Below are 21,364 nucleotides of genomic sequence, written 5' to 3'. Positions count from 1 at the left end.
CGGTCGGTGTGGGCGCTTACCGGAAGGCCATCTTCTGTCGTAAAGAATTGAAACTGAATACCGGCTGGGGGCGAAAAGGTTTGGCCGGGGGCGTTTCCGAAGATTCGAGCGCCGAAACGATCAGGGCGGCTCCCCGGCTGTGCCAGACCCGGAACGCATCACCGGCTTTCGGGTCGTGGTGGGGGAGGTATCCGAGCAGCAGATCGAGGTCGAATCGGTCAGCGGCCACTCCGGCACCGGCCAGGCGGGCGTCGACGGCATTGCAGGCCTGCTCATAATGCCCCGGCATCGGAATCATCAGGGTGGGTTTGCCCAGATACAGGGCTTCGCAGACCGATTCGAAACCCGCCGTGGTGACCAGCGCCCGGCAGTGGGCCATCTGCTCCAGAAAAGCCGACCCGTCGATGCGGTGGAACGACAGCGTGGCGTCCTGCCGGATCACGGGTTGTTCCACTCCGGGTTTAAAAAGCCGCATTTCGATCTCCGGATGCCGGCGGTGGGTCTCTTCGAGCCAGTCGCTCAGGCCGGGCTGGTTGAAGTACGCCAGCAGGTAGTGGCCGGTTTTCGGACCGAGGTCCAGCACCTCCTGGCGCAGCAGGGGCGGAACCACCCGGATGCGCTGCGTGGGGCGGTCGGGCAGGGGCCGGAAGGAAAGGGCCAGCCGCCGGGCCGCGCCGAGCGAGGTCAGTCGGGTGTTCAGGTTGACCAGCCAGCGGTCCAGAAGCCGCCCCTTCGGAAACACGAAATCGGGGTGCAGCATCAGATACTGGTGGCCGACGCACACCAGCGGAGCGGCAGGCCGGGTAAGCGCATAGGCCATGCCGCCCAACACGTCGTAGAAGTTGACGATGACGTCGGGCTGCCGCTCCCGGAACGCCCGGTTCAGAAAACGAATGCTTCGAATATACCGTCCGGGGTAGCGGAAGACGTCCCGCATCGTAACGCCCAGGTCGAGGGCCTGCGTCACGGGGTGGTAGCTCAGGGAGGGGCTGTGGAAGGTTTCGACCGGCGCGTCGATCTGCGTCGTGAAAAATTCGGGCACCGGTCGGCCGTGGGCCGTCCCGACCACGACGGAAACCAGCTCATGGCCGGCCCGGCGGAGAATCTGGGCCATCGACAGGGCCTGCGTCAGATGGCCCCGTCCTTCACCCTGCACGATGAACAGAAATCGCTTCATAGTCACTCTTCGACCGTCTGATGCGGGTCGGCATAGTGTCGGTTGTAGCCGTTAATGCGCCGAAGCGGCATTTCCGGGCTGATGGGAGGGAGATCGTAGGAACCGGCAAGATTGAAATCCGGCTGGGCTTCGGCCTTTTCAAGCTCGGAGGTGTAATACAGCAGGCTCCACTTCCCCTCGTGATCCTCGACCAGCGCACTCATCGACTCGACCCAATCGCCGGAGTTCATATACGTCAGGTCGCCGAAGCTGCGGATGGCCGGCTGGTGAATGTGTCCGCAGATGACGCCGTCGCAGTTCCGGGCTTTGGCCAGTTCGGTGAGTTTTTCCTCGAAATCCGAGATGTAACTGACGGCCTGCTTGACTTTGTGCTTGATCTGCTGGGACAGCGAGTAATAGGCCAGGCCCCGCCAGGCCCGGTAATTGTTATACACTTTGTTGAGCCAGAGGAGAAACGTATAGCCGATGTCGCCGAGGTAAGCCAGCCACTTCATCTGGCTGGTGACCGTATCGAACACGTCGCCGTGGGTGATGTAGTACTTTTTCGGGCCGGAGGTCAGCACATAATCTTTGCGGATTGAGAAATGGCCTCCGACTTTCAGGGGCATGATCTGGTCCAGAAAATCGTCGTGGTTACCGCGCAGGTAGATGACCTTCGTATCATGCTTGTCCATGGCTTTCAGCACTGCCCGCCAGAACGCCGTATGCTTCTTTTTCCATTTCCCGCTACGGCGCAGCTGCCAGCCGTCGATGATGTCACCGTTGAGAATTAATTTCTGGCAACTGTAGTACTTTAGAAAGTCTGTTACTTCTTTTGCCTTCGACCCGCTCGTACCGAGATGCACATCCGAAATAACAATGGTTCGGAAATGTGTGCTTTGTTTCATAATCGAAAGTACCCATTGATTATGAGGTGGGTATTATCCCAATTTTACCGATCTGCAAACTTTTTCAGCCATCCCGGCGGTTTGTTAATATTGACATAATGTAATTCACTGATTATGGAAAATCCGGTACTCATCTTCGGAGCAGGCAGCCTGGGCGTTACGGCTTTGGATATTTTCCAGCGTAACGCCGTGGTGGTCTACGGCTTTCTGGATGACAATAAACAATTACACGGTAAGGAATTTGGGGATGTATCGGTATTGGGCGACACCGACGACGACGGTTTCCTGAAGCTCATCGGTCACAAGTGCGAAGCGTTCGTGGCGCTGGGCGACACGCGCGTGCGGAAAAAGCTGACCAAAATGCTGAACGACCGGCGGCATGTGCAGCCCGTCAATGCCGTTCATGATACGGCCGTGGTTTCTTCGCTGGCGGCTTTAGGGCATGGAAACCTGATCGCGGCCCGGGTGGTCGTCAATCCGTTTGCGGAGGTCGGGCAGCACTGCATCATTCAGTCGGGGGCGGTGATCGATGCCCAGGCCCGGCTGGGTGATTTCGTGCACGTGGGAACGGGGAGCTTCATCAACCCGGGCGTGACGGTGGAGGAGGGGGCCTTTATCGGCACCGGCGTCACCATCGTGGCCGGCGTCACCGTCGGCAAAAACGCCCGCGTGGGTGCCGGATCGGTGGTGGTGGAAAACGTGGCCGCCGGAACCACGGTATTCGGTAACCCGGCTCAGAAAGTGGGTTAGCAAAAAGCCCCGCTCAGACGACCGAGCGGGGCTTTTTGATTTATTCGACGTAAAGTTCGACGTTGGAAAGGAAGTCCTGATAGGTCCTTTGCAGACCTTCTTCCAGCTCGGTGGTGTGTTTCCAGCCCATACCGTGCAGCCGCGAGACGTCCATCAGTTTGCGGGGTGTTCCGTCGGGTTTGTCGGTATTCCACCGCACCTCGCCCTCATAGCCGACCGTCCGCTGCACCATCTCCACCAGTTCGCGGATGGTGACGTCCTCGCCGGTGCCGATGTTGACGAACATCTCCTCGTTGTATTCCTGCATCAGAAAAAAGCAGGCGTCGGCCAGATCGTCGGCGTGCAGGAATTCGCGCCGGGGCGAGCCCGTTCCCCAGACTTCGACGAACGGCTTGCTGTTGACCTTCGCTTCATGAAACTTGCGGATCAGGGCCGGCAGCACGTGCGAATTCTGGAGGTCGTAGTTGTCGTTGGGGCCGTACAGGTTGGTCGGCATGGCCGAGATGAAGTTGCAGCCATACTGGCTCCGGTAGGCTTCGCAGAGCTTGATGCCGGTAATTTTGGCGATGGCATACGGCTCGTTGGTCGGCTCCAGAAACCCGCTCAGCAGGTATTCTTCCTTCAGCGGCTGCGGAGCCAGCTTCGGGTAGATGCAGGACGAACCGAGGAACAGCAGCTTTTTGGCGCCATACCGGTAGGCATTATGAATGATGTTGGCTTCGATCAGCAGGTTGTCATACAGAAACTCGGCGCGGTAGGTGTTGTTGGCTACAATCCCGCCCACTTTGGCGGCCGCCAGGAACACATAATCCGGTCGCTCCGTCTCGAAGAAATCCTCCACGGCCGCTTGGTCGCGAAGATCCAGTTCGGAAGAGGTGCGTGTCAGCAGATTTTCATAACCCTGAGCCTTTAATTTTCGGACGATTGCCGACCCTACCATCCCGCGATGGCCGGCAACGTATATTTTAGCTTCTTTTTCCACAATGCCTTAATTTTAAACGAAGTTATGCACGGTTTTTGACAAAAGACATACCATCTGAAAACAAGGCCACTTAATAAATATCAATTCTAAATTAAGCCTTATTTATTCTTAGTAAAATTTTATTTCATTCTGAAAATGACGTATATACATTGAGTCATATCGAGGCACCCTCCACTCCTAAACCATTCTCCCGTACCCACTTACCATTTCTCAATTTAGGTTAGAGAATTGAAACACCATTTATTCTCTTTCCTATGATTTACCATATCATGAACGTGAACTTCTGGCTTCGTCGCCAGCGGGTCTGCCGTCGCCCTCATTCCTCCAAGTACGGTAAATGTCCCATCATGTATTATGTGGTTACCGGAGCCGGCGAATCAGCCAGCCGTTCGCACGATGTCCACATGGGTTACTACTGCGCTCCCGCTGACTGGGACGCCGGACGATGGCCGGCCGATGCCTTAGAGGCCAAAAAGAAACTGGAAGCGGCCCTGACGGAAATTAATGCCCGCTACGAAGCCATGAACATTCCGGCCACTGGGGAAATGCTGCTGACCGATTACCTCAACAAAAACAAGCCAGCCCGATATATGTTGGTCGTGGCCCAGGAATACGTTGACTCGGTCGAACGCCGGCGCCTGCGGGGTAAAATTAAAAACGGAACCTTCCGGGCCTATAAAACCCGTCTGGAGAATCTGCGGTACTATGTGGAAGAGGTGCTGGGCCGCCGGAAACTGACCCTCTATGAGGTCAACAATGCCTTTATGATGGCCATGGAAGAGTATTTCCGCGATGAATACGTCACCCGGAAGGGCAGTCGGCGGGGCCTGGGCGTACTGACCCTCAAACAGCAGGTCCATTTTCTGACGGAGGTAATGACCTATGCCGTGCAGCGCGATTACATTACCCAGAATCCGGTATCGGTCTATGCGGTAGATACCTCCGACTGGCAGAAAAACCTGACCTACCTGACTCAGGACGAACTGGAGCGGCTGAGTCGTCATTTCTTTCTGGATCCGAAAACGCAGGAGGCTGTTGACGCCTTCATTTTTCTGGCCGAGACGGGAATCTCCTTTGTCGATTATAAGCGAATGAGGGACGACTGGGTCAAACGCCTGGGCGACATCGAACTGCCCAGCGACATCCGTGACCGGATCGACCCGGAGGAACTTTGGTTGATCGATGCCCGCCAGAAAACGGGTGTTCCCTTCGCGGTGCCCTTATCCAAACAGGCGCTTCGCTTGCTGGAACAATATGGAGGAGCAGGCAGGATGCCCCAGTTTGCCGAGGTCCACGACCTGAACGTACTCGTCCGCTGTGCCGCCCAGATGTGCGGCATTGATAAATACCTGACCTCGCGGATCGGCCGTAAAACCTTTTCCCATCACTGGCGCAACCGTTCCGGATTGTCCAGTAAGGCCACCAGCCTGCTGATGGGACATGCTACTGATGGGATGGTCAATTATTACTCCAGTGTGCAGATCGAGGCCGCTGTCCGTGAATTGTACCGGAATCGGTAATCCGCTTACCATTTTTAGAGAGTAGGACATAATCCCAGCCTGGCTTCCAGGTTGGGATTTTTATTAAAAATCCCCGCCTTCAGTTGAAAGCAGGGATTCCGTCGCAACGGCGAACCGTTACCCACCGTAACAATAAATTCTTTACTCGGGCAAGGTACAACCTATCATTCTGATAGAGAAACCTTTCTGATTCAACGGGACCAGCTGCTGGGCCGCCATCCCATGGGATTCTGACTTTCCCGAAGTGCCTGTTGAAGAAGCCGGACGTTCTTCCGCCGGCCCTCCTCCAGCATTAATCGCCTTTCCACGCTCACCCCCATATCAATCATAAACAGGCCGAAGGGCTTTATTTTTTGGATGCCAATAAACAGGAAGTTGGCTATGGAAATCCCATGAAGGTCCAAGTAGAAAGCCGCCTGGCGGTCATAGCCGTACTCGACGAACGTATTGTAGAACGACTGCGCATCCCGGCAGGACGTCGTTTTGACATCAATAATCCGGCCGCTGATCTTGTGAACCGCATCGATCCGGCCTTTGATTGGAAGTTTTGTAGCTACATCGGTTTCGGTAATGATTACTTCCCGATCATGAAGGCTGTGCCAGAAAGGGTCGATCCATTTCAAAAAACTCTCCTGCATTTGAATCAAGGCGTACTGCTCTTTGACATGGATTCCGGACCAGTCGACCGGCTTTTCAGGCTCCAGTACCAGCTGGTGAAAGATCGTGCCGAACTGGAGCGTTTTGGGATCAGCTTTTTGAAGCGATCGCCCCGTTTTCAGGCATAGCAATTCAGTCAGATCGGAGTTGGCGTAGGCGGGAAGGCGTCGGTAGGTTAGATCGTCCATTATTACGCCGGTTTCTGGTAGTAACTAAACACCTCTTCCAGCTGTTTTTCGTCTATAATTGTGAATTTCCAATCATCTTTAGCAATTTCCTCTTCAATCACATCAATATAAAAAGTCTTTGGTGTGAAGGGAAATTGCTTTATAAACTGACGACTCATTATTTTAGTCCCACCAGGCAGGAAAGCTGAGCCTGACCAAGTTGAACCGGTTTGTGTCTTCCAAACAATGGCATCTAAATAGTACGCTTTCCCATTCAGTTTTTTAAAAACCGAGCTTAAGCGACAGTTTTGAAAAAGCTGACCTTCGCTACCTAAATCTGTTACGTTGAACCATTCCTCGTCCATGCCAGTAATTGGACAAAGTGGCTGAAAAAGGCATAATTTACGGATGGCGTCAGCTATGGCTCCAGCGGCATAAGGGGCTGAACCTCCACTTTGTCCAGAAAGACCAAACTTCTCACATAAAGCAAGAATTTCAGGAATAAATTCTTCAATAAGCGGCCTGTTACCAGGATCGTCTGATGATGCAATAAGAATACTTAATTCTTTTTCGGCAAACTTCGCTGTACTGGTAGTCATGATCAATATGAGTTAAAATGTGAGAGGGAAAACCTTTTTACATGGGAAAGCAGAAGCCCGGCCACCAGATCGGTAGCCGGGCAGGGTGTAGGATTTATTCAGCCGTTTCCTGAGAAGTGTATTCGGGCAATTGAGCGACGCCCGGCCCCGTCCCCAGAGCAGGATTGTACCGATCGGGGAAGTAGAAGCTGGGCGAAAACAGCCGGTAGACGGCCGTCGTTGTCAGCGTGTCCTCCCGGAAGATGGGGACGCTGTCGACTAACTGTTGAAGCGCTTCCGTGCGGGCCGGATCGGCCGGTTTCCACTCGAAGGAGGCCGCAAAGTACTTCCCTTTGTCGTTTTCCTTCTTTTCGGGTTTCACCGTCAGAACGACATCCATCAATGTCAGATCATCATAAAACAACTCAGTAATCAGCTTCATCAAAATACCCACCGAGGTATTGTTGAACATGATCGAGGCCACGCAGTTCTTTTCGTCGACGAAAAACAACTCTGCCCATTCGTCTTTCCGACCCCGCGCAAACAGGTTTTCCTCGAAAATTCGCCACGCGATCGGCTGAAAGGTGAAGGTGGTTCCGATCGCCTTATCGGCCCCTAAGAAGAACTGGCCGACCTGTCCATTGAACCGGTACTGTTTCGGGTTGCCCGGCAGGTATTTGACGTCGGTGGTGGTTTCGGCCACAGGCTGGCCTTCTTGCTTGGATTGATTCGCCATTGTTAGGATAAAAGTTAGAAATGAAGAGAAGAAAGCCCGGCATTGAGCCGCCGGGCGTATGATTATTTCGATTTACGCAGCAATCAGCAGATCAGCCCTGAAGGAAATCCAAGCCCCTTTGAACAGATCGTAGCAGGGAACGGTCACACCGTCCACCTTCGAGTTTTTCGGCAGCTGATCGGCTGGAATGTGCGACAGCGTCCGCGTCACCAGCCGATAGGTTTCCTCGCCGTTCACTTTCCGGAAATGCACCCACATCCCGCGCTCATCCGTGTTTTGCAGTTTTACTTTGACCTTGCAGGTCTTCCATGCCTGAAGGAGGGCCGTTTTGCGGTCAAGGCCGAACTGTTTGATCAGTCGCCATGCCAGTTGAAGTACGTTGCGTTTCATAATTATGCTTTGCTTTAAGTATAAGCAAATTTAATAAATTTATATAAACTGCCAAAATTGCTTACATAATTTTTTAAGTATACTTTTATTGAATTATTTACTGGTTTTACCCACCGTCATTTTATGGATCAAGAGGAGTTTTCACCGGACCAAAACGCCCCTGACTCTGCATCGGAGCCTGATGAATATGCGCCCTGGTACGAGGGTTTGACGCTGCAACAGCAGCAGTTTGTCGAAGAGTATTGTAAGCATGGAAAAGGGGCAGAGGCGGCCCGAAAAGCGGGTTACAGCGAGCATACCGCCAAAGAGCAGGCCAGCCGCCTGTTAACCAATGTTAACCTTTTGAGGGCCATCAAACGCTACTTCGAGGAGCGGTCAATGTCGGTCGAGGAGGCCATCGATAAGCTGACGACCTGGGGACGCGGCACGCTTCACCCCTTCCTTTACACCGGAGAAGTCAGCCTCGACACGCCCCTGGCCCGGGAGAACATCGGCCTTCTGAAAGAGGTCGAGCAGGTCAAAACCACCCACTATTCCGAAACGGGCAGCACGGAGACGGTCAAAACCAAGATTAAGCTCAACGACCCCATGACGGCCGTGCGCAACATCCTCGAAGTGCGGGGCAAAATCGTCCGCAAAATCGAGCACTCCGGCCCCGGTGGTGCCCCCATCCCGATCGACGACGTAACCAAACTGACTGATGAAGAACTCCGCACACGAATTGCGGCTCTTAGAGCAACGATTAGAGCTGGAACTGTATCAGAGGATTCTGGCGAGGAATAACTTCCGGGATTTTTTGCCTTACATCCGGGACGGCTACCAGATGCAGTGGTTTCACGCCCTCATCGCCGACGAGCTGCAGCGCGTCTACCAACGGGAGATCACCCGCCTGATGCTGTTCGTGCCTCCCCAGCACGGCAAATCGGAGATTTCCACCCGCTCCTACCCCGCCTGGGTGCTGGGCAAAGATCCCGACCGGAAAATCGTCGTAGCCTCCTACTCGGCCACGCTGGCCAGCTCCTTCAACCGGGATATCCAGCGCCGAATGGACGACGAACCCTATTACCGCCTGTTTCCGGCCACCCGCCTGAACGCCACCAACGTGGTGACCGTGGCCAAAGGCGTGGCCCTGCGTAACAGTGAGATTTTCGAGGTCGTCGGCCGCCGCGGCTTCGTCAAAACCGTGGGGGTCGGAGGCTCGCTGACGGGTACCCCTGTCGACGACGGCATTATCGACGATCCGATCAAGGACCGGCAGGACGCCCAGTCGCTGACGATCCGGGAAAACCTCTGGAACTGGTACACGGATGTGTTTGAAACGCGCCTGCACAACCACTCCGCGCAGGTGCTGATCCAGACGCGCTGGCACGAAGACGACCTGGGCGGCCGCCTGCTGGCCCGCGACGGCATTCTGAGCCCGGAAAACCCCACCGGCTGGCGCGTCGTGTCGTTTCCGGCCCTTCGGACTGAGGATATTAACGATTTCGACCCCCGTCCTCTGGGTCAGGCCCTCTGGCCCGAGCGCCACAGCCAGGCGAAGATCGAGAAGATCCGCGACGAGAACCCCGTCACCTTCAACAGCCTCTACCAGCAGGACCCCAAACCGTCGCTGGAAGCGCTGGTGTTCGGCGACTGGAAGGAATGCGACGAGTTTCCGGCCGACTGCGAGGTCATTTTCAACGGCATGGATTTCGGCTACACCAACGACCCGACGGCCCTGATCCGGATCGGCAAGATGGGCCGCCGGCTGTACCTGGACGAGCTGCTATACGAAACGGGCCTGACCAACCCGGATATCGCCCAGCGGTTTGAAGCCCTCAGAATCCCCCGTCATCAGGAGACCTACGCCGACAGCGCCGAACCGAAATCCATCGAAGAGCTCAGAAGGGGCACGATTCTTCCCGGCGGCACCCGACTGCCGGGCCTGATGGTCCTGCCCACGACGAAAGGCCCCGACTCGATCAGCGCCGGCATCAATAAGCTGAAGGAGTTCGAGGTGTATGTGACCCGCCGGAGCCGCAACCTGCTCCGCGAACGCAACAACTACCAGTGGATCATGATGGGTGGGGTGGCTACCAACACGCCGATCGACGCCTTTAACCATGGCATCGACGCCGTGCGCGGGGCGGTGTTCACTAAATACTTCCGGCCGCCCAGAACTCTAAGGGGCGCCGACAACAGTTAGCATGCTTATGAGGGCAAGTAAATATGCTTGACAAGTTTCAGATAATAATTATCTTTGCTCTCACTCTATCCGGCTACCGGACTGTCGGAAACAACCGTTGTTTCACCTCGCTCGCTCACCGAGCGTTTCCGACAAACATCCATGCAATTCAAAAGCTGTGCCGCCCTGACGGGCGTTCTTACCGCCGTAAGCGAAGCGAACTGCGCGACTATCCTGCAACAGGTCCGACGAGTCGTCCTGCAAAAGAAGCAGGGGACGGCCACCTTCACCAACACGACCATCCTCACGCTCTCCAATTGGACGACGGCCCTGGCCGCTTCCGACGACACGAAGATCGTCGCGCCGACCGGAAAGATCTTTGCCCCGGAGCTGACGGCCACCGAAGCCGTGAAAGTCGGCTCCAACGACAACTCGACGCCTGACGGCCGCAGCTACGTCGTCGGTCAGTCCGTGCCGATGCTCCGCGGTCAATACATGGGCCTGTCACCGACTCAGTACAAGGAAATGGAGAATCTGTTCGCCTGGGCCAACTCCTCGGCCGACCTGCCTCAGCTGTGGATGTACATGCTGCTCGGTGATCGTCAGATCGTGTTCCTCGAAGGCGGTGGCGGCATCGACATCCTGAACGCCTTCGTATCGGATCCGGCCGGCGGCCAGCTGCACAGCCTGACGCTGTTCAACTTTGAACTGGAACTTCCGAAAGGCTGGTGGAGAGACGCCAAAGTCCTCGACCTCGGCTTCAACCACTCCCTGATCAAGAATTAATGGTCAGGCTGCGGGAAATACACCAGCCGGACATGCCCTACTTCGGCCGGGAGATTGAGCTGGACGATGATCACGCAGCCCGCCTGCTCGATCTCGAACAGCGCATCGGGGTACAATGCTGGGAAGTCGTGCCCACCGTACATGCCGACATCCCGCCAACGGAAACAGAGACGAATGCCGCTGACACCCAACGATCCGAGGGTAAAAAAAGCCAATCGAAGGGCACTTCAGGCCGCCAAGGCTGATGATGACCGTCACCGGCTCCATGCCGAGGCTGCCACCGACGCAGCCTCGGCTTCGCCTTATTGGCCCCGCTTCGTCGATACCGTCATTCGCCCTTCCGTCAACGGCAAAGGTACCTTAGACCAGCTCATCCGTCAGATTTACTGGCCCCTCTGTACCGTCGAAGTCGTCGACGAGATCTCCGACGCCTGTTCAGCCGTCCACCACGCCCAGGACCGCAACATTTCTGTGGATATGCGGGATGAGAAGCTCCAGCGCGACTTCGACGATTATCTGGAGCAGATCAACCTGTCAGGTTTCATCTCCGGCGACTGCCACAACGCCCTGTTTGAGTCGCCCAACGCGCTGGTCGTCGTCGATTTGCCCCGAGAGCAGACCACCGACTTCCCCGAACCGTACGTCTACCTGCTGACACTGGATCAGGTGCAGGCCATCGAGGCCCATAAGTTTCATCAGCAGGCCGGTCAGCTGGTGTTTGCCTTCTTTGACCTGCCACCCCTGCCTGAAACGCCCGATGTGCTGCGCCGTGCGCTGTACGACAGCGAAGCCTACAGCATCTACATCAAGCCCAAAGGCGGAGACTGGACGCTGGAAACGGCATCCCCCCACCCGCTGGGCGTCGCTCCGGTGTTCAAGGCCTGGTCGGACGTCTCCGGCACGAATCCCCTGCTATCGAATACGGTCCTTCGCCCCCTGCTGGGTAAGCTGGACGGTCTGGTGTTCGAGGAGGGAGCCTTCCGCTTGTTCCGGCTGACCTCCGCTATCCCGCTGTTCTGGCATCTGGAGTCAGAAAACTGCGATTACAAGTCGCTGGAAGGTTTCTACTGCGAGCACGGAACCCTGATGGCCTACAACGATCAGGGACATAAAGTGGGTACGGGCCGCTCCTGCCCCCGCTGTCTGAACAAGAACAAGTTCGGCCTCGGCTCGCGCATCCCCATTCCGGCTCCTCAGACCAATACGGATGCCGACATGCGGCCGCCGGCAGGCTATATCGGCGTCGACAACAACGCGCTGACCTTTCACCGGGACTGGCTGGCCTCGATCCGCAGCGAGATTCTGAAGACGGCCACCGGCTACGAAGGAAGTCCCATGAAAAAGGCCGCTGTCAACGAGGATCAGGTGATGGCCATTCTGGAACGGGCCCGGCAGGTGTGTCAGTACCTGGCCGTGCATTTCGAGAACCTGCACCGCAACCTGATCAACACCATCGGCCGGCTCCGCTACGGTGACAACTATCTGGGCTGCACGGTCGACTACGGCCGCCGGTTTTCAGTGCTTTCCAGCGAAACGCTGGCCACGCTCTACAAGCTGGCTAAGGAAGGCGGTATGTCGGACTGGCTGCTGGAGGAGATCGACAGCATGCTGCAGGACTTCTACGCCCGCTCGGACGCTTCCCGGCGCCTGCGCTACCGGATGATCAACGACCTGAACCCTTACCCGTTCCGGACGATGGAGGAGCTGACCACCGCCCAGGTCAACGTGACCGATCCGATCGGGTTCGGGGTCGCTACGGGCCTGTCGGGCCTGATCCGCCGGTTCGAGCGGGAAAACAATATGCCGATCGAGCGCTTCGGTCTGGCGACCGACTACCCCAAACGCATCGCTTCCATTTCTCAAAAACTATACGACTATGTCGAAGAGCAACTCAAGTCCCGACCAGACGTCGGCCTCAACCCCCAGCCAGCCAACCCCGCCGGCCAGCAGCCCGGAAACGGCAAACCAGCCGGAGCCCCAGGGAGAGGGAAACCAGCCCCAGGTGCCGCTGCATGAAACCGAAGAATTTAAGAAAGCCGTAGCCGATGCCGTTTCGGCGCATCAAGGCGAGCTTTCAAAGGAGTTCAGCCGGCAAATGGAGGAGTTCAAAGCCCAGTTTGCCGAAGAACGCCGGAAAGAGCAGCAGGCCGCCGAGGCTGCCAAGGCTGCGGAAATTGCCGCGTCAACCACTGAAACGCAGGAAGTGGACCTGTCAAAGCCGCTGTATGGCAATCAGGACAAAAAAAAGCAGTTCAACATTCGGGACATCATCCCGTTGCCCCAGCTGCCGGACAACAAGGTGATCATCCTGAAGCAAACCTTCGTTAAGCTGCCTTCCGGCGACGAACACGAGGATAAGAAGCTTCGGGAGATTCAGTTCATCGACCCGCTGGACTTCGAGGCCTTCTCCAAGCCCCAGCAGGCCACCGGCCTTTCGGCGTATGACGCCCTGGGTCTGGCCTTTACGGTGCTGCATCAGCCCGGGAAGTAACTGAAACAGAGTGCTAAAACCGTACATTCTTTACAAACCATAACTCCACCGGACCGATTATGGCCCTTACACTGGAACAACTCGAAACCGAACTGACCGAAACCCCGGATCTGTTCACCCAGCTGCTTGAAAAGCGCACCGCCGATGCCTCCAAATTCCTGACGGGCAAAGGTCACCTGGTCAAAACGAAGGCCGAATACGATGCCGAACTGGCGGCAGAGGTGACCAAAAAGAATCAGGAAGCCATCGATCAGGAAGGCGCCAAATTTTACCGGTCCGTCGACGGCATGCTGGCTTTGGCCACCGGACAGACAAAGCCCGACAAGATGCGGACGCGGGAATGGGTCGCCAAGCTGGAGGAAGATGGCCTGCTGCCCTTCTCCGACGCCCAGATCGAGAAGCTGAAAGCCGCCCTGAAAGGGGGAGGTTCCCCCAAAGGCGATGCGGTCATCGACGGTTTGCAGAAGCAGCTCGAAAAGTTTCAGCAGGAAAAAGAGGAGGGCGAGAAAAAAGCCTTCCAGAAGCAGGTTTCGGCCGTCATCAAAGCGGATCTGCGGGCAGCCAATGTCCCGATCGATCCCACGATCAAGGAGGAAGCGGCCAAAAACAAGGCGAAAGCCGAGGCCATCAGCGATCTGAAGGACTTTTTCGAAGCGAAGTACGAATCCCATTCCGATGAGGAAGGGGAGGTGTATTTCACTAAGAAAGGATCGAAGGACCCGCTGGTGAACGCTAATGAGGCCCGGTATCTGTCCCCGCTGGAGATCATCAAACAGAACCATAAGCTGCTGCTGGCTTCAGAAGGGCATCAGCAGGCCGGCGGTGGCACCCACAAACCCGGAAACGGCGGAACCGGTGGGGCCAAAACGCTGACGGACATCTACAAGGAGGCTGCCGGTCAAGGGCTGGCTTTCGGGACCCCAGACTGGAAGAAGTTTGTCGCCGAGCAGAAGAAGCTCGCCGGCATCGTTTAACGCATTTTTCTCAATTAATACTTACGAAGCGCTACCGGACTGCCAATCGTGAGCCATGTTTCACTTTTAAACCACTTTTTCAATCATGGCGCTTACCGCATTGTTGTTACCCGAGGTAATTGCAAGCATCTCGCCTGGCAAGTTCGGAGCATTGGAAGGACGTCTGAGCCACTACGGGGCCCTGAACTCCTATTACGCGCAGTCCAATGAGCTGTTCAGCAAGGCTCTGCTTGAAAAAATCCGGAAACTGCCGTTCACCCGGACGGTCAAGATTCCCATCCTCAACAAGTACGCCCACACGGTCCTGACCGTGCGCAGTTGCTCGATCTCCGGCCCGGACATCTCGCCGACGCTGAAGACGCTGAGCCGCATTCACGTAGCCATCGACATGTCGATTGTCCCGGCAACGCTGGAGGACAACTACGTGACGGCCGAAGACGTGCTGGCCCACCAGTACAAGAACGCCCGCCGGGCGGTGCTTGAGTATCTGGATACGCTCTGCGCGGCTCACCTGGACACCAACAAGGACACGACGATGACGCCGGGCAGCTACCCGCTGTACGATGCCGTCTCCGGTGCCTACCAGCTGCCTTCCTCGAAGCCGGAAGACTTCTACAACAACCTGCCGGCGATCATGGCCGAGCTGGACTTCGAAGGCCCGTATTCAGTGGTGGCCTCGACCTACGCGCTGGCCGACCGCAACAAGCTGATGAACCCGGGTGGCGGGTCGATCTACAACACCAAAGCGATCATGCAGGGGGCCGGTATCGAAAACTTCGAGTGGACCAACCGCATCGCCCGCGGCTCGAACCGCACGGTGTACTTCGTGATGCCGACCGGTTCGGTGGGGATCGTCAACGCGATCGACTACGACTACCGCACTGCACCGGCGCTGGGCTCTCCGGAGTATCTGGACGCCTGGAACGGGTTCGACAACAAGTCGGACCTGACCAGCTGGGCCCGCACGACGGACGATCTGTTCGAAGGCTGGGAGTGGGGGGTTCTGCAGAAGATCACCTGCGCGAATGAGGCCCGGCAGATGGATGTGAAGCTGTCCTGCGACTTCATCATCTCTTCTGGCTTCACCTCGACGAGTGGCGAATCGCCTATCAAGCGGTTCGAGATCACGCCGGCTTGATAAAAGCAAAAAGTCAGGCCTCGATTATGGGGCCTGACTTTTCTCTGGGTACGGAATTAACCAACACCTTTTTTAAACAACTCGGAAATCATGAAAGGGTTTCAACTTTTTTTTGGGTCCGTCCTGCTGCTGATCGCCGGTTTCTCCGAGGCACAGACCACGGGCAAGGCTTCGTTTGCCAATACCGTCATAGCCTCCACCGGCTCGACGACGATCGAGTTTTACGACTCCACGGCCGTTTACAACTCGCCGAACTACAAAAAGACCTACCTGGTCCCCAAACCGGTCACCTTCAACCACAACGGGTATAAGGGGCTGGTCGAAATCCGAGACGGGCGGACTGGCGAGGTCGTCTGGAAGGGAAACATCAACCGGCTGAAAAAAACCGGGATCAACAACGCAGCCGGAACGCTACGCGACTCGCTGACGATCAAGCAGCTTCGCACCGACATGTTCGGCGCCTTCTCGCTGCTCTCGCTTCTGTTGCTGCGGTTCAAAGGGCCGGGCGGCCGTCGAAAATTGTGGGGCCACAGCCCCGGTGAAGAAAAAGGTTAAGGGTTTAGGAATAATTCGGGTCCCGGTGGCTGCCAATGCGGTCACCGGGCTTTATGTAAAAAACAACTATCGCCCATGCTGGACCTGACCCAACTTCATTCCCTGCTCGTCGGCACGGTCGGCCTGTATCCCGGCTCCCGGCCCGATACCGACTACAGCGACGATGCCCACAACGCCCCGACCGTCTACCTGCAGGACGCCCATAAGCTCCTTCGCTCGGATGTACTGACCGCCCTGGGCCCCAACCTTTCGGCCGGGGGTGACCTGATGGAATGGTACACCCAGATCGAAAAGGGCGCCATCAACAAACTGGGCCTGCTGGTCGCGGGCAACCCACCCGCCCGGCCGCTGCTGGAAGCAACGCCCCTGCATCCGAAGGAGGGCAATATTCAGGGCGCCTTCAACAAAACAGGCCGCTTTTTGGGCCTGCGCATCCGCCTGCCCCGTCGGGATACGGCTGTCAACCTGGTCAAGCTGGGTCTTCAGCTGTCAGGGCCCGTTACCAACCTGCCCCTGTACGTGTTCCATTCGGATGCGGCCACCCCGATCAAGACCGTCAACCTGACCACCACGCTGTCGGGCCGTACCGCCTGGAACACGGCCGACTGCTGGCTGTACAGCCGTCAGGGCGGGTATTATCTGGTCGGCTACTTCGAAAGCGACCTGCCGACCGACGTGCGGGCGATCGGCGCCGAGCGGGGCTGGAACGTGGCCGACTGCAACACCTGCGGAGGCATCGAAGCCGAATTCATCCGGACCCGCTCGCCGTACCTGAACATTGAGCCGGTGTACGTCGAGTCGGTCGGCACGGGCCGCACCCTCAGCTGGGCGGAAGAGAAGGCCGTCAGCCTTCAGACATGGGGCCTGAACGCGGTCATCGAGGTGCGCTGCGACATCACCAACACCCTGCTGACCAATAAGGATATGCTGACCGGGGCGCTGCTCCATCTGCTGGCCTGCGACGTGCTGGAGGAGCTGTCGACAAGCGACCGGGTCAACTCAGTCAAACAGCAGCTGAAGAATGAAGCCTATGTCGCGCTGTACGGACAGGGCAGCAGCACCTCTGACAACGGGCTGGCCGCCAGGCGCGACCGCCTGATCAAGGACCTGAAGGCCCAACTGGAAAAGATGCGGCCTGCCTGCCTTCAGGAGGAATCCCGGAAGAAAATCCGCATCGGTAGCCTCTTTGACGCCGAATACTGATGGCTTCCGCCCGCAAATCGCTGTTTACCTGCTTCGTCGAACCGTTCCTGACGCTCACCCCGGCGGTGCTGTACCAGCTGCTGGGCGAGGTGATCGAGGAAAACAGCGATTACATCCGCCGGCTGAATCAGGAGCGGCTTTACCGGGGCGAAAACGTCGACGGATCGCCGATCGAACCGGCCTACAAACCCCTGACCATAGCCATCAAACGGCGAAAAAACCAACCGACCGACCGGGTCACCCTGCGCGACAAGGGCGGTTTCTACGACAAAATCTTCACGAAGGTGTTCGACCGGACGTTTTCGGTCGACGATTCCGACCCGAAGGCGGAAGGTTTGAAAAAGAAGTACGGAGACGGCATTCTGGGCCTCTCCGAAGACGATAAGGCCGAACTGGCCGACTACCTGAAACCGAAATATCTGGCCCGAATCCGGGCCTACCTCGCGTCTTGACATCTTCTATCCCATACTATGTTAGGGATTCTCAAACTAATATATAGCCTGAGACAGTTCACGCTTCCTCTTCAACCGCCCTACAGGCAAAGCCCGGAAGGTCTTACATCGAATCCACGCGCTCAAACGGGGTGTCCCACCGCAAAATTCAGAATATTACGAGACGCATTTTCGTCTCTGTCATGTATTGACTGACACTCGGGACACTGCCAGCTACGCACCGAAAGGGGTAGCGTCTGAGCAATGTAGCCGCAGCATGAGCAGCGTTTACTGCTAGGGAAGTAACGGTCAATCTTCACCAGTTCTTTACCACGCCAAACGCACTTGTATTGAAGCATGGAAACGAATCGGCCAAAACTTGCATCGCTAATCTGCTTTGCCAGTTTTTTATTTCTTAGCATGCCCCGAACATTCAAATCCTCCACTGCAATCACATCAAACCTACGCACCAGGTCGGTGGTAATCTTATGGATGTGGTCAATACGGGCATTGGTCAATCTTTCATGCACACGGGCCACCTTCATTCGTTGACGAATCCAACGTCCTGAACCTTTGGTTTTCCGGCTCAAGGACTTTTGGGCTTTCGCCAACTGACGTTCGTGCTTTTTTGTAAATTTCAAGTTGGGAATGTGTTCGCCATTACTGAGCGTTGCCAGTCGATTGATACCTAAATCAATGCCAATCAACTCTCCTGTTTTATTGTAAGGCTGAGGCATTTCATCAAGTACTAGGGTGACATAATACCGACCCGTTGGCGTCTGTATGACGGTAACGGTAGTAGGCTGGGACTGAAACGGGCGCGACCAGCGAACTTTTAACTTGCCGATCTTTGCCAGACTCAGTTCGCCATCCTGATACTTGAAAGCCGATGCTGTGTATTCAGCTGCTTGTTTGTGCCGCTTTTTCTTGAATCGGGGGCGCCTTGTCCGACCGGCAAAGAAGTTCAAAAACGCCTTTTGCAGGTTTCTCAAACTTTGTTGAAGCGGAACGCAACTGACCTCATTGAGCCATTGGTATTCAGCGGTCTTTTTGAGAGCAGTCAGGGCCGCACTAGTCTGGTTGTAATTAATGCGCTCACCATGGCCCCAAGCATCCGTACGCAGTCGCAAAGCCCAGTTCCACACAAAGCGGGTGTGTCCGAATACCCGGCTTAACGCCTGAGCCTGTGTGTCCGTAGGATAGCAGCGAAAGGTATACCTGACTTTCATGCTTCGGTTATTAAAGAGGGCATCAGTGAGCGGTTATCGTAATGCTTTGCCTTTTCGTCGGGAAACAGGGATACGCTCCCCGGTTTTTAATTGAATCACCGCTTCAGGCAAGGTTATATCTATGTCGGCCAGAATCCACTCCCGGTTGACCAGATGCGAACGGTGAACCCGCACAAAACCGGGCAGCTGGCGGGCCAAACGGGCCAGATGAATTGCAATCAGGTATTTTCGTCCGTCTTTCAAAATAAGCCAGCTATAGCTTCCGGCCGCTTCAAAGCGCACGATCTGGCTGAGGTACACCCAATCCGTATTCGCCCCAATGCGAAGCGTGAAGACGGCGACTTTAATGGGCTGGGCAGGCCGGTCACGGAGTGTAGTCATGGTAGAAGAGTTCGGACATAATGATGCCGTACAGCTTTTCCAGATGACCGTGCCGCTCGGCCACTTCCAGCAGCGAGACGCCCGGCTGACGGCGATACCCCCGGATGTTGACCCGGTAAAGCTGATAGAGCCGGTCATACAGCCAGTTCCAGGCTTCGTGCTGGGGAATGTCCCGCTCTCCGCAGTAGTCGTTGATGAGCTTGTTGATTTCCTCCCGGCTGGTCGAAGGTGGGGGCGGGGCGACCGGGGCGGCCTGGCTGTAGCGACCGCCCGAAATCAGGTGCGTGACCAGCGTTTCCAGCTTCGCCAACCGGCCGCTTTGCTCGGTGAGTTGCTGGGCGTGGTTGACCAACAGGGCCGCTTGTTGCAGCATCAGTTCCGCCGAACCGCCCGCCACTGCTTCGGGGGCGGGAACGGTCTGCTGTAACCGCTTTTCGCATTCGATGAAGTAGCGCCGGGCCTGTTTGCCCTTCTCGTTGCCCTGAACCATCGCCAGTTCCTTGGCCGCTTCCACCGTCAGAGCGTATTCAATCGAGCGCCCTCCGTTTTCAGAATTTAATGAAAACGTGAGATAATCTTCGCCCTCCACCAACTCGTACTTTTGAATCCGTTTTTTAATCCAGTCGGCAAACTTTTGTTTATCCTCCAGAAAGGTGTGCAGGTCACGAGCAGACACCACCGTGCGCCCGGATTGCTGTTGAATGGGAATCAGCGCGTTCATCGGAGGGATAGCGTTTGAAGAGGATAGGGATTGGTTTGGGCCATCTGGCTGAGGAGTAGCTGCTCTCCGGCATCGACGTACTTCGTCAGCATTTCGGAGGAGGTATGCCCCGCGTTCGCCTGCAGGACCAGCGTGGGCGTTTTCAGCATCGCCCGGTGCGTCAGGCCCGTATCCCGGCCCATGCCGAAGGTTAGTTTGATCGGCTTACCCTTGTTGTCCCGCAGACCTGCCAACAGGCTGATCTGCATCAGCCGGGCATGGTACAGACTGTAACCGGCGTACTTTAGCCCCTTCACCCCACCCCACTTCGCCAGCAGGCGTTCGGCGCGGGGCGTCACATCGACGTACATGTGAATGTCGGCCCGGCGCTGTTTAACCCGCGGGTGAATGAAGTAGCGTCTCCCGCTGACCGCATCGGTCTTAAAGTGCATCGTGGGCAGTTCCATGAAATCGGCGTGGTGCAGGCAGAGTTCAGCCGCCACCAGCCAGCTTTCGAGGTAGTGTTGCAGGTCGTGGGGTAAGTCCATCCGTTCGAGGAAGTCCATTTGCTCGAAGGTCAGAGGCTTAGGGCTGGCTTTTGACTTGCCCCCGTTGCGCACGGCGTGCAGGGGGTTGTATTTCAGGTAGCCTTTCAGCACGGCATAATCCAGCAGTTGCCGAAGAAACGTGACCGTATAGGCGATGGTGGAGTGTTTGACCGGCCGGCCGTAGCGCGAGGACTGTCCCTGCAAAAACTCTTTCAGGTTCACCGCATCGGCAGCCGTTACCTCCAACAGAGACCGTTCGGCGAGGTTATTTTCCCTGAGAAAGGTTTCGATCAGCTTCCACCGATAGCCATACGACTGGTAGGTAGCGGTGCTGATCTGCTCTCCGTCCCGAGTGAACCGGTTGTCGTTGATGAGTCTGCCCCGCACGGCGATAAACTCTCCGTAGAGGCTTTCCAGCGTGACGACCTTCCGACGAATTCCTTTCAGCATTTCGGTGGCTTCCTTGCGAAAGGTGTGCTGGACTTCCGCGTCCGGGTGAAAGGCTTCCGTCTGGGGGTCGAAGCCCGTGCGCTGGTGGCGTTTCTGCATCCACACGGCCAGTTGGTAGAGGTTTCGCGGGGTCGGCCCAATCTTCTCCTGTATCAGCAGCAGGTGAGCCAGTTCCAGCCTCCGGCGAAAGCCTTCGATCTTGGTGTTGAGGTCAATGGAGTCGGGCCGGTTGGGAAAGCGGTAGCGGTTCTCCCAGACGGGCCGGGTGGTTTCGATCTTCGTGGAAAGCGGGGCGGAGGCTTCCTCACCCAGAAAGATCAGCACCTGAATTATTCCGGCCGGGCTGGCTTGCAGGGTCCGCCGGTTCTTTCTGAACTCGAAGCGGCAGCGCAGGGGCTTGTGCGAGAGCGTGGTGTAGAGGGCGGGCCCGGAGAAGGGGCCAGCCTGAAAGCTAGAGGCATTCATGGGAA

At 56.4% G+C, this 21,364-nt stretch carries 23 protein-coding genes; 12 read left to right on the top strand and 11 right to left on the bottom strand.

Going from position 1 to position 21,364, the window contains the following annotated elements; all coding sequences use genetic code 11:
* Nucleotides 1-16 precede the first annotated feature (16 nt).
* Together DX909_RS21225 and DX909_RS21220 are read right to left on the bottom strand one after the other, a co-directional pair.
* Nucleotides 17-1,177 carry a glycosyltransferase family protein gene (locus tag DX909_RS21225; RefSeq protein WP_128547229.1) on the bottom strand — a complete coding sequence of 387 codons (1,161 nt, stop codon included), beginning with the start codon at nt 1,175-1,177 and terminating at the stop codon, nt 17-19.
* Nucleotides 1,178-1,179: 2 nt separating this feature from the next.
* A complete protein-coding gene (locus tag DX909_RS21220) occupies nt 1,180-2,064 on the bottom strand; it encodes a UDP-2,3-diacylglucosamine diphosphatase (RefSeq protein ID WP_128547228.1) in 885 nt (294 codons plus the stop codon).
* 114 nt (nt 2,065-2,178) lie between these two features.
* Here DX909_RS21220 and DX909_RS21215 point away from each other — a divergent pair, with 114 nt between their 5' ends.
* Nucleotides 2,179-2,814, top strand: coding sequence for an acetyltransferase (locus tag DX909_RS21215; protein ID WP_128547227.1), 636 nt, complete (start codon nt 2,179-2,181; stop codon nt 2,812-2,814).
* Between the two features lie 40 nt (nt 2,815-2,854).
* On the opposite strand, the gene fcl is transcribed toward DX909_RS21215, so the two are convergent.
* Nucleotides 2,855-3,796, bottom strand: coding sequence for a GDP-L-fucose synthase (gene fcl / locus DX909_RS21210; protein ID WP_128547226.1), 942 nt, complete (start codon nt 3,794-3,796; stop codon nt 2,855-2,857).
* Nucleotides 3,797-4,050: 254 nt separating this feature from the next.
* Here fcl and DX909_RS21205 point away from each other — a divergent pair, with 254 nt between their 5' ends.
* Entirely contained in the window at nt 4,051-5,316 is a 1,266-nt protein-coding gene (locus tag DX909_RS21205) for a phage integrase SAM-like domain-containing protein (RefSeq protein WP_128547225.1), read from the top strand.
* Nucleotides 5,317-5,507: 191 nt separating this feature from the next.
* Here DX909_RS21205 and DX909_RS21200 read toward each other — a convergent pair whose 3' ends face one another.
* The 4 genes from DX909_RS21200 to DX909_RS21185 form a co-directional block, all read right to left on the bottom strand.
* Nucleotides 5,508-6,161: a PD-(D/E)XK nuclease-like domain-containing protein gene (locus tag DX909_RS21200; protein ID WP_128547224.1), complete on the bottom strand. Its 654-nt coding sequence runs from the start codon at nt 6,159-6,161 to the stop codon at nt 5,508-5,510.
* 2 nt (nt 6,162-6,163) lie between these two features.
* Nucleotides 6,164-6,739, bottom strand: coding sequence for a hypothetical protein (locus DX909_RS21195; RefSeq protein WP_128547223.1), 576 nt, complete (start codon nt 6,737-6,739; stop codon nt 6,164-6,166).
* A 94-nt stretch (nt 6,740-6,833) separates the two neighbouring features.
* The gene (locus tag DX909_RS21190) at nt 6,834-7,454 is read right to left on the bottom strand and encodes a hypothetical protein (protein WP_128547222.1); all 621 of its coding nucleotides are present in this window, start codon (nt 7,452-7,454) and stop codon (nt 6,834-6,836) included.
* 72 nt (nt 7,455-7,526) lie between these two features.
* Nucleotides 7,527-7,844, bottom strand: a complete 318-nt coding sequence (locus tag DX909_RS21185; protein WP_128547221.1) for a hypothetical protein — start codon at nt 7,842-7,844, stop codon at nt 7,527-7,529.
* Between the two features lie 123 nt (nt 7,845-7,967).
* Here DX909_RS21185 and DX909_RS21180 point away from each other — a divergent pair, with 123 nt between their 5' ends.
* The 10 genes from DX909_RS21180 (at nt 7,968) to DX909_RS21140 (ending at nt 17,607) form a co-directional block, all read left to right on the top strand.
* Complete coding sequence (locus tag DX909_RS21180; protein ID WP_128547220.1) at nt 7,968-8,627, top strand: terminase small subunit; 660 nt, start codon at nt 7,968-7,970, stop codon at nt 8,625-8,627.
* Nucleotides 8,545-10,029, top strand: coding sequence for a terminase large subunit (locus DX909_RS21175; RefSeq protein ID WP_128547219.1), 1,485 nt, complete (start codon nt 8,545-8,547; stop codon nt 10,027-10,029). The genes DX909_RS21180 and DX909_RS21175 overlap by 83 nt, the downstream gene beginning before the upstream one ends.
* A 141-nt stretch (nt 10,030-10,170) precedes the next feature.
* Nucleotides 10,171-10,794 (top strand): hypothetical protein, encoded by a 624-nt coding sequence (locus DX909_RS21170; protein ID WP_128547218.1) that lies wholly within the window; start codon nt 10,171-10,173, stop codon nt 10,792-10,794.
* 174 nt (nt 10,795-10,968) lie between these two features.
* Entirely contained in the window at nt 10,969-12,810 is a 1,842-nt protein-coding gene (locus DX909_RS21165) for a hypothetical protein (RefSeq protein WP_128547217.1), read from the top strand.
* A complete protein-coding gene (locus tag DX909_RS29615) occupies nt 12,797-13,285 on the top strand; it encodes a hypothetical protein (protein ID WP_164851362.1) in 489 nt (162 codons plus the stop codon). Before DX909_RS21165 ends, DX909_RS29615 begins: the two co-directional genes overlap by 14 nt.
* A gap of 59 nt (nt 13,286-13,344) precedes the next feature.
* Nucleotides 13,345-14,259: a hypothetical protein gene (locus DX909_RS21160; protein ID WP_128547216.1), complete on the top strand. Its 915-nt coding sequence runs from the start codon at nt 13,345-13,347 to the stop codon at nt 14,257-14,259.
* A gap of 151 nt (nt 14,260-14,410) precedes the next feature.
* Entirely contained in the window at nt 14,411-15,397 is a 987-nt protein-coding gene (locus DX909_RS21155; protein ID WP_128547215.1) for a hypothetical protein, read from the top strand.
* Nucleotides 15,398-15,487: 90 nt separating this feature from the next.
* Nucleotides 15,488-15,952, top strand: coding sequence for a hypothetical protein (locus DX909_RS21150; protein ID WP_128547214.1), 465 nt, complete (start codon nt 15,488-15,490; stop codon nt 15,950-15,952).
* 75 nt (nt 15,953-16,027) lie between these two features.
* Nucleotides 16,028-17,155 (top strand): hypothetical protein, encoded by a 1,128-nt coding sequence (locus DX909_RS21145; protein ID WP_128547213.1) that lies wholly within the window; start codon nt 16,028-16,030, stop codon nt 17,153-17,155.
* Entirely contained in the window at nt 17,155-17,607 is a 453-nt protein-coding gene (locus tag DX909_RS21140) for a hypothetical protein (RefSeq protein WP_128547212.1), read from the top strand. The genes DX909_RS21145 and DX909_RS21140 overlap by 1 nt, the downstream gene beginning before the upstream one ends.
* A 122-nt stretch (nt 17,608-17,729) precedes the next feature.
* On the opposite strand, the gene DX909_RS21135 is transcribed toward DX909_RS21140, so the two are convergent.
* From DX909_RS21135 to DX909_RS21120, 4 genes are read right to left on the bottom strand one after another with little or no spacing between them, the layout of a single operon-like run.
* Entirely contained in the window at nt 17,730-18,815 is a 1,086-nt protein-coding gene (locus DX909_RS21135) for an RNA-guided endonuclease InsQ/TnpB family protein (protein WP_128547211.1), read from the bottom strand.
* A 33-nt stretch (nt 18,816-18,848) separates the two neighbouring features.
* Nucleotides 18,849-19,196: a LytTR family DNA-binding domain-containing protein gene (locus DX909_RS21130; protein WP_164851360.1), complete on the bottom strand. Its 348-nt coding sequence runs from the start codon at nt 19,194-19,196 to the stop codon at nt 18,849-18,851.
* Nucleotides 19,180-19,917 (bottom strand): antA/AntB antirepressor family protein, encoded by a 738-nt coding sequence (locus DX909_RS21125; RefSeq protein WP_128547209.1) that lies wholly within the window; start codon nt 19,915-19,917, stop codon nt 19,180-19,182. The genes DX909_RS21130 and DX909_RS21125 overlap by 17 nt, the downstream gene beginning before the upstream one ends.
* Nucleotides 19,914-21,359, bottom strand: coding sequence for a phage integrase SAM-like domain-containing protein (locus tag DX909_RS21120; protein WP_128547208.1), 1,446 nt, complete (start codon nt 21,357-21,359; stop codon nt 19,914-19,916). Before DX909_RS21120 ends, DX909_RS21125 begins: the two co-directional genes overlap by 4 nt.
* Between the last annotated feature and the right edge of the window lie 5 nt (nt 21,360-21,364).

This window comes from Larkinella soli (genome assembly GCF_003703975.1).
Taxonomy (GTDB): Bacteria; Bacteroidota; Bacteroidia; order Cytophagales; family Spirosomataceae; genus Larkinella; species Larkinella soli.
The sequence above is the reverse complement of the archived record's forward strand: the minus strand, read 5'-3'. Positions and strand labels throughout refer to the sequence as shown.

What these genes read in the sequence shown, in the direction of transcription:
- DX909_RS21130 (WP_164851360.1), bottom strand. Translation starts at nt 19,196, where the DNA reads ATGACTACACTCCGTGACCGGCCTGCCCAGCCCATTAAAGTCGCCGTC.
- DX909_RS21200 (WP_128547224.1), bottom strand. Translation starts at nt 6,161, where the DNA reads ATGGACGATCTAACCTACCGACGCCTTCCCGCCTACGCCAACTCCGAT.
- DX909_RS21135 (WP_128547211.1), bottom strand. Translation starts at nt 18,815, where the DNA reads ATGAAAGTCAGGTATACCTTTCGCTGCTATCCTACGGACACACAGGCT.
- DX909_RS21185 (WP_128547221.1), bottom strand. Translation starts at nt 7,844, where the DNA reads ATGAAACGCAACGTACTTCAACTGGCATGGCGACTGATCAAACAGTTC.
- DX909_RS21150 (WP_128547214.1), top strand. Translation starts at nt 15,488, where the DNA reads ATGAAAGGGTTTCAACTTTTTTTTGGGTCCGTCCTGCTGCTGATCGCC.
- DX909_RS21160 (WP_128547216.1), top strand. Translation starts at nt 13,345, where the DNA reads ATGGCCCTTACACTGGAACAACTCGAAACCGAACTGACCGAAACCCCG.
- DX909_RS21125 (WP_128547209.1), bottom strand. Translation starts at nt 19,917, where the DNA reads ATGAACGCGCTGATTCCCATTCAACAGCAATCCGGGCGCACGGTGGTG.
- DX909_RS21195 (WP_128547223.1), bottom strand. Translation starts at nt 6,739, where the DNA reads ATGACTACCAGTACAGCGAAGTTTGCCGAAAAAGAATTAAGTATTCTT.
- DX909_RS21145 (WP_128547213.1), top strand. Translation starts at nt 16,028, where the DNA reads ATGCTGGACCTGACCCAACTTCATTCCCTGCTCGTCGGCACGGTCGGC.
- DX909_RS21225 (WP_128547229.1), bottom strand. Translation starts at nt 1,177, where the DNA reads ATGAAGCGATTTCTGTTCATCGTGCAGGGTGAAGGACGGGGCCATCTG.
- DX909_RS21215 (WP_128547227.1), top strand. Translation starts at nt 2,179, where the DNA reads ATGGAAAATCCGGTACTCATCTTCGGAGCAGGCAGCCTGGGCGTTACG.
- DX909_RS21175 (WP_128547219.1), top strand. Translation starts at nt 8,545, where the DNA reads ATGAAGAACTCCGCACACGAATTGCGGCTCTTAGAGCAACGATTAGAG.
- DX909_RS21190 (WP_128547222.1), bottom strand. Translation starts at nt 7,454, where the DNA reads ATGGCGAATCAATCCAAGCAAGAAGGCCAGCCTGTGGCCGAAACCACC.
- DX909_RS21205 (WP_128547225.1), top strand. Translation starts at nt 4,051, where the DNA reads ATGATTTACCATATCATGAACGTGAACTTCTGGCTTCGTCGCCAGCGG.
- DX909_RS21165 (WP_128547217.1), top strand. Translation starts at nt 10,969, where the DNA reads ATGCCGCTGACACCCAACGATCCGAGGGTAAAAAAAGCCAATCGAAGG.
- DX909_RS21140 (WP_128547212.1), top strand. Translation starts at nt 17,155, where the DNA reads ATGGCTTCCGCCCGCAAATCGCTGTTTACCTGCTTCGTCGAACCGTTC.
- DX909_RS21170 (WP_128547218.1), top strand. Translation starts at nt 10,171, where the DNA reads ATGCAATTCAAAAGCTGTGCCGCCCTGACGGGCGTTCTTACCGCCGTA.
- DX909_RS21220 (WP_128547228.1), bottom strand. Translation starts at nt 2,064, where the DNA reads ATGAAACAAAGCACACATTTCCGAACCATTGTTATTTCGGATGTGCAT.
- DX909_RS21180 (WP_128547220.1), top strand. Translation starts at nt 7,968, where the DNA reads ATGGATCAAGAGGAGTTTTCACCGGACCAAAACGCCCCTGACTCTGCA.
- DX909_RS21120 (WP_128547208.1), bottom strand. Translation starts at nt 21,359, where the DNA reads ATGAATGCCTCTAGCTTTCAGGCTGGCCCCTTCTCCGGGCCCGCCCTC.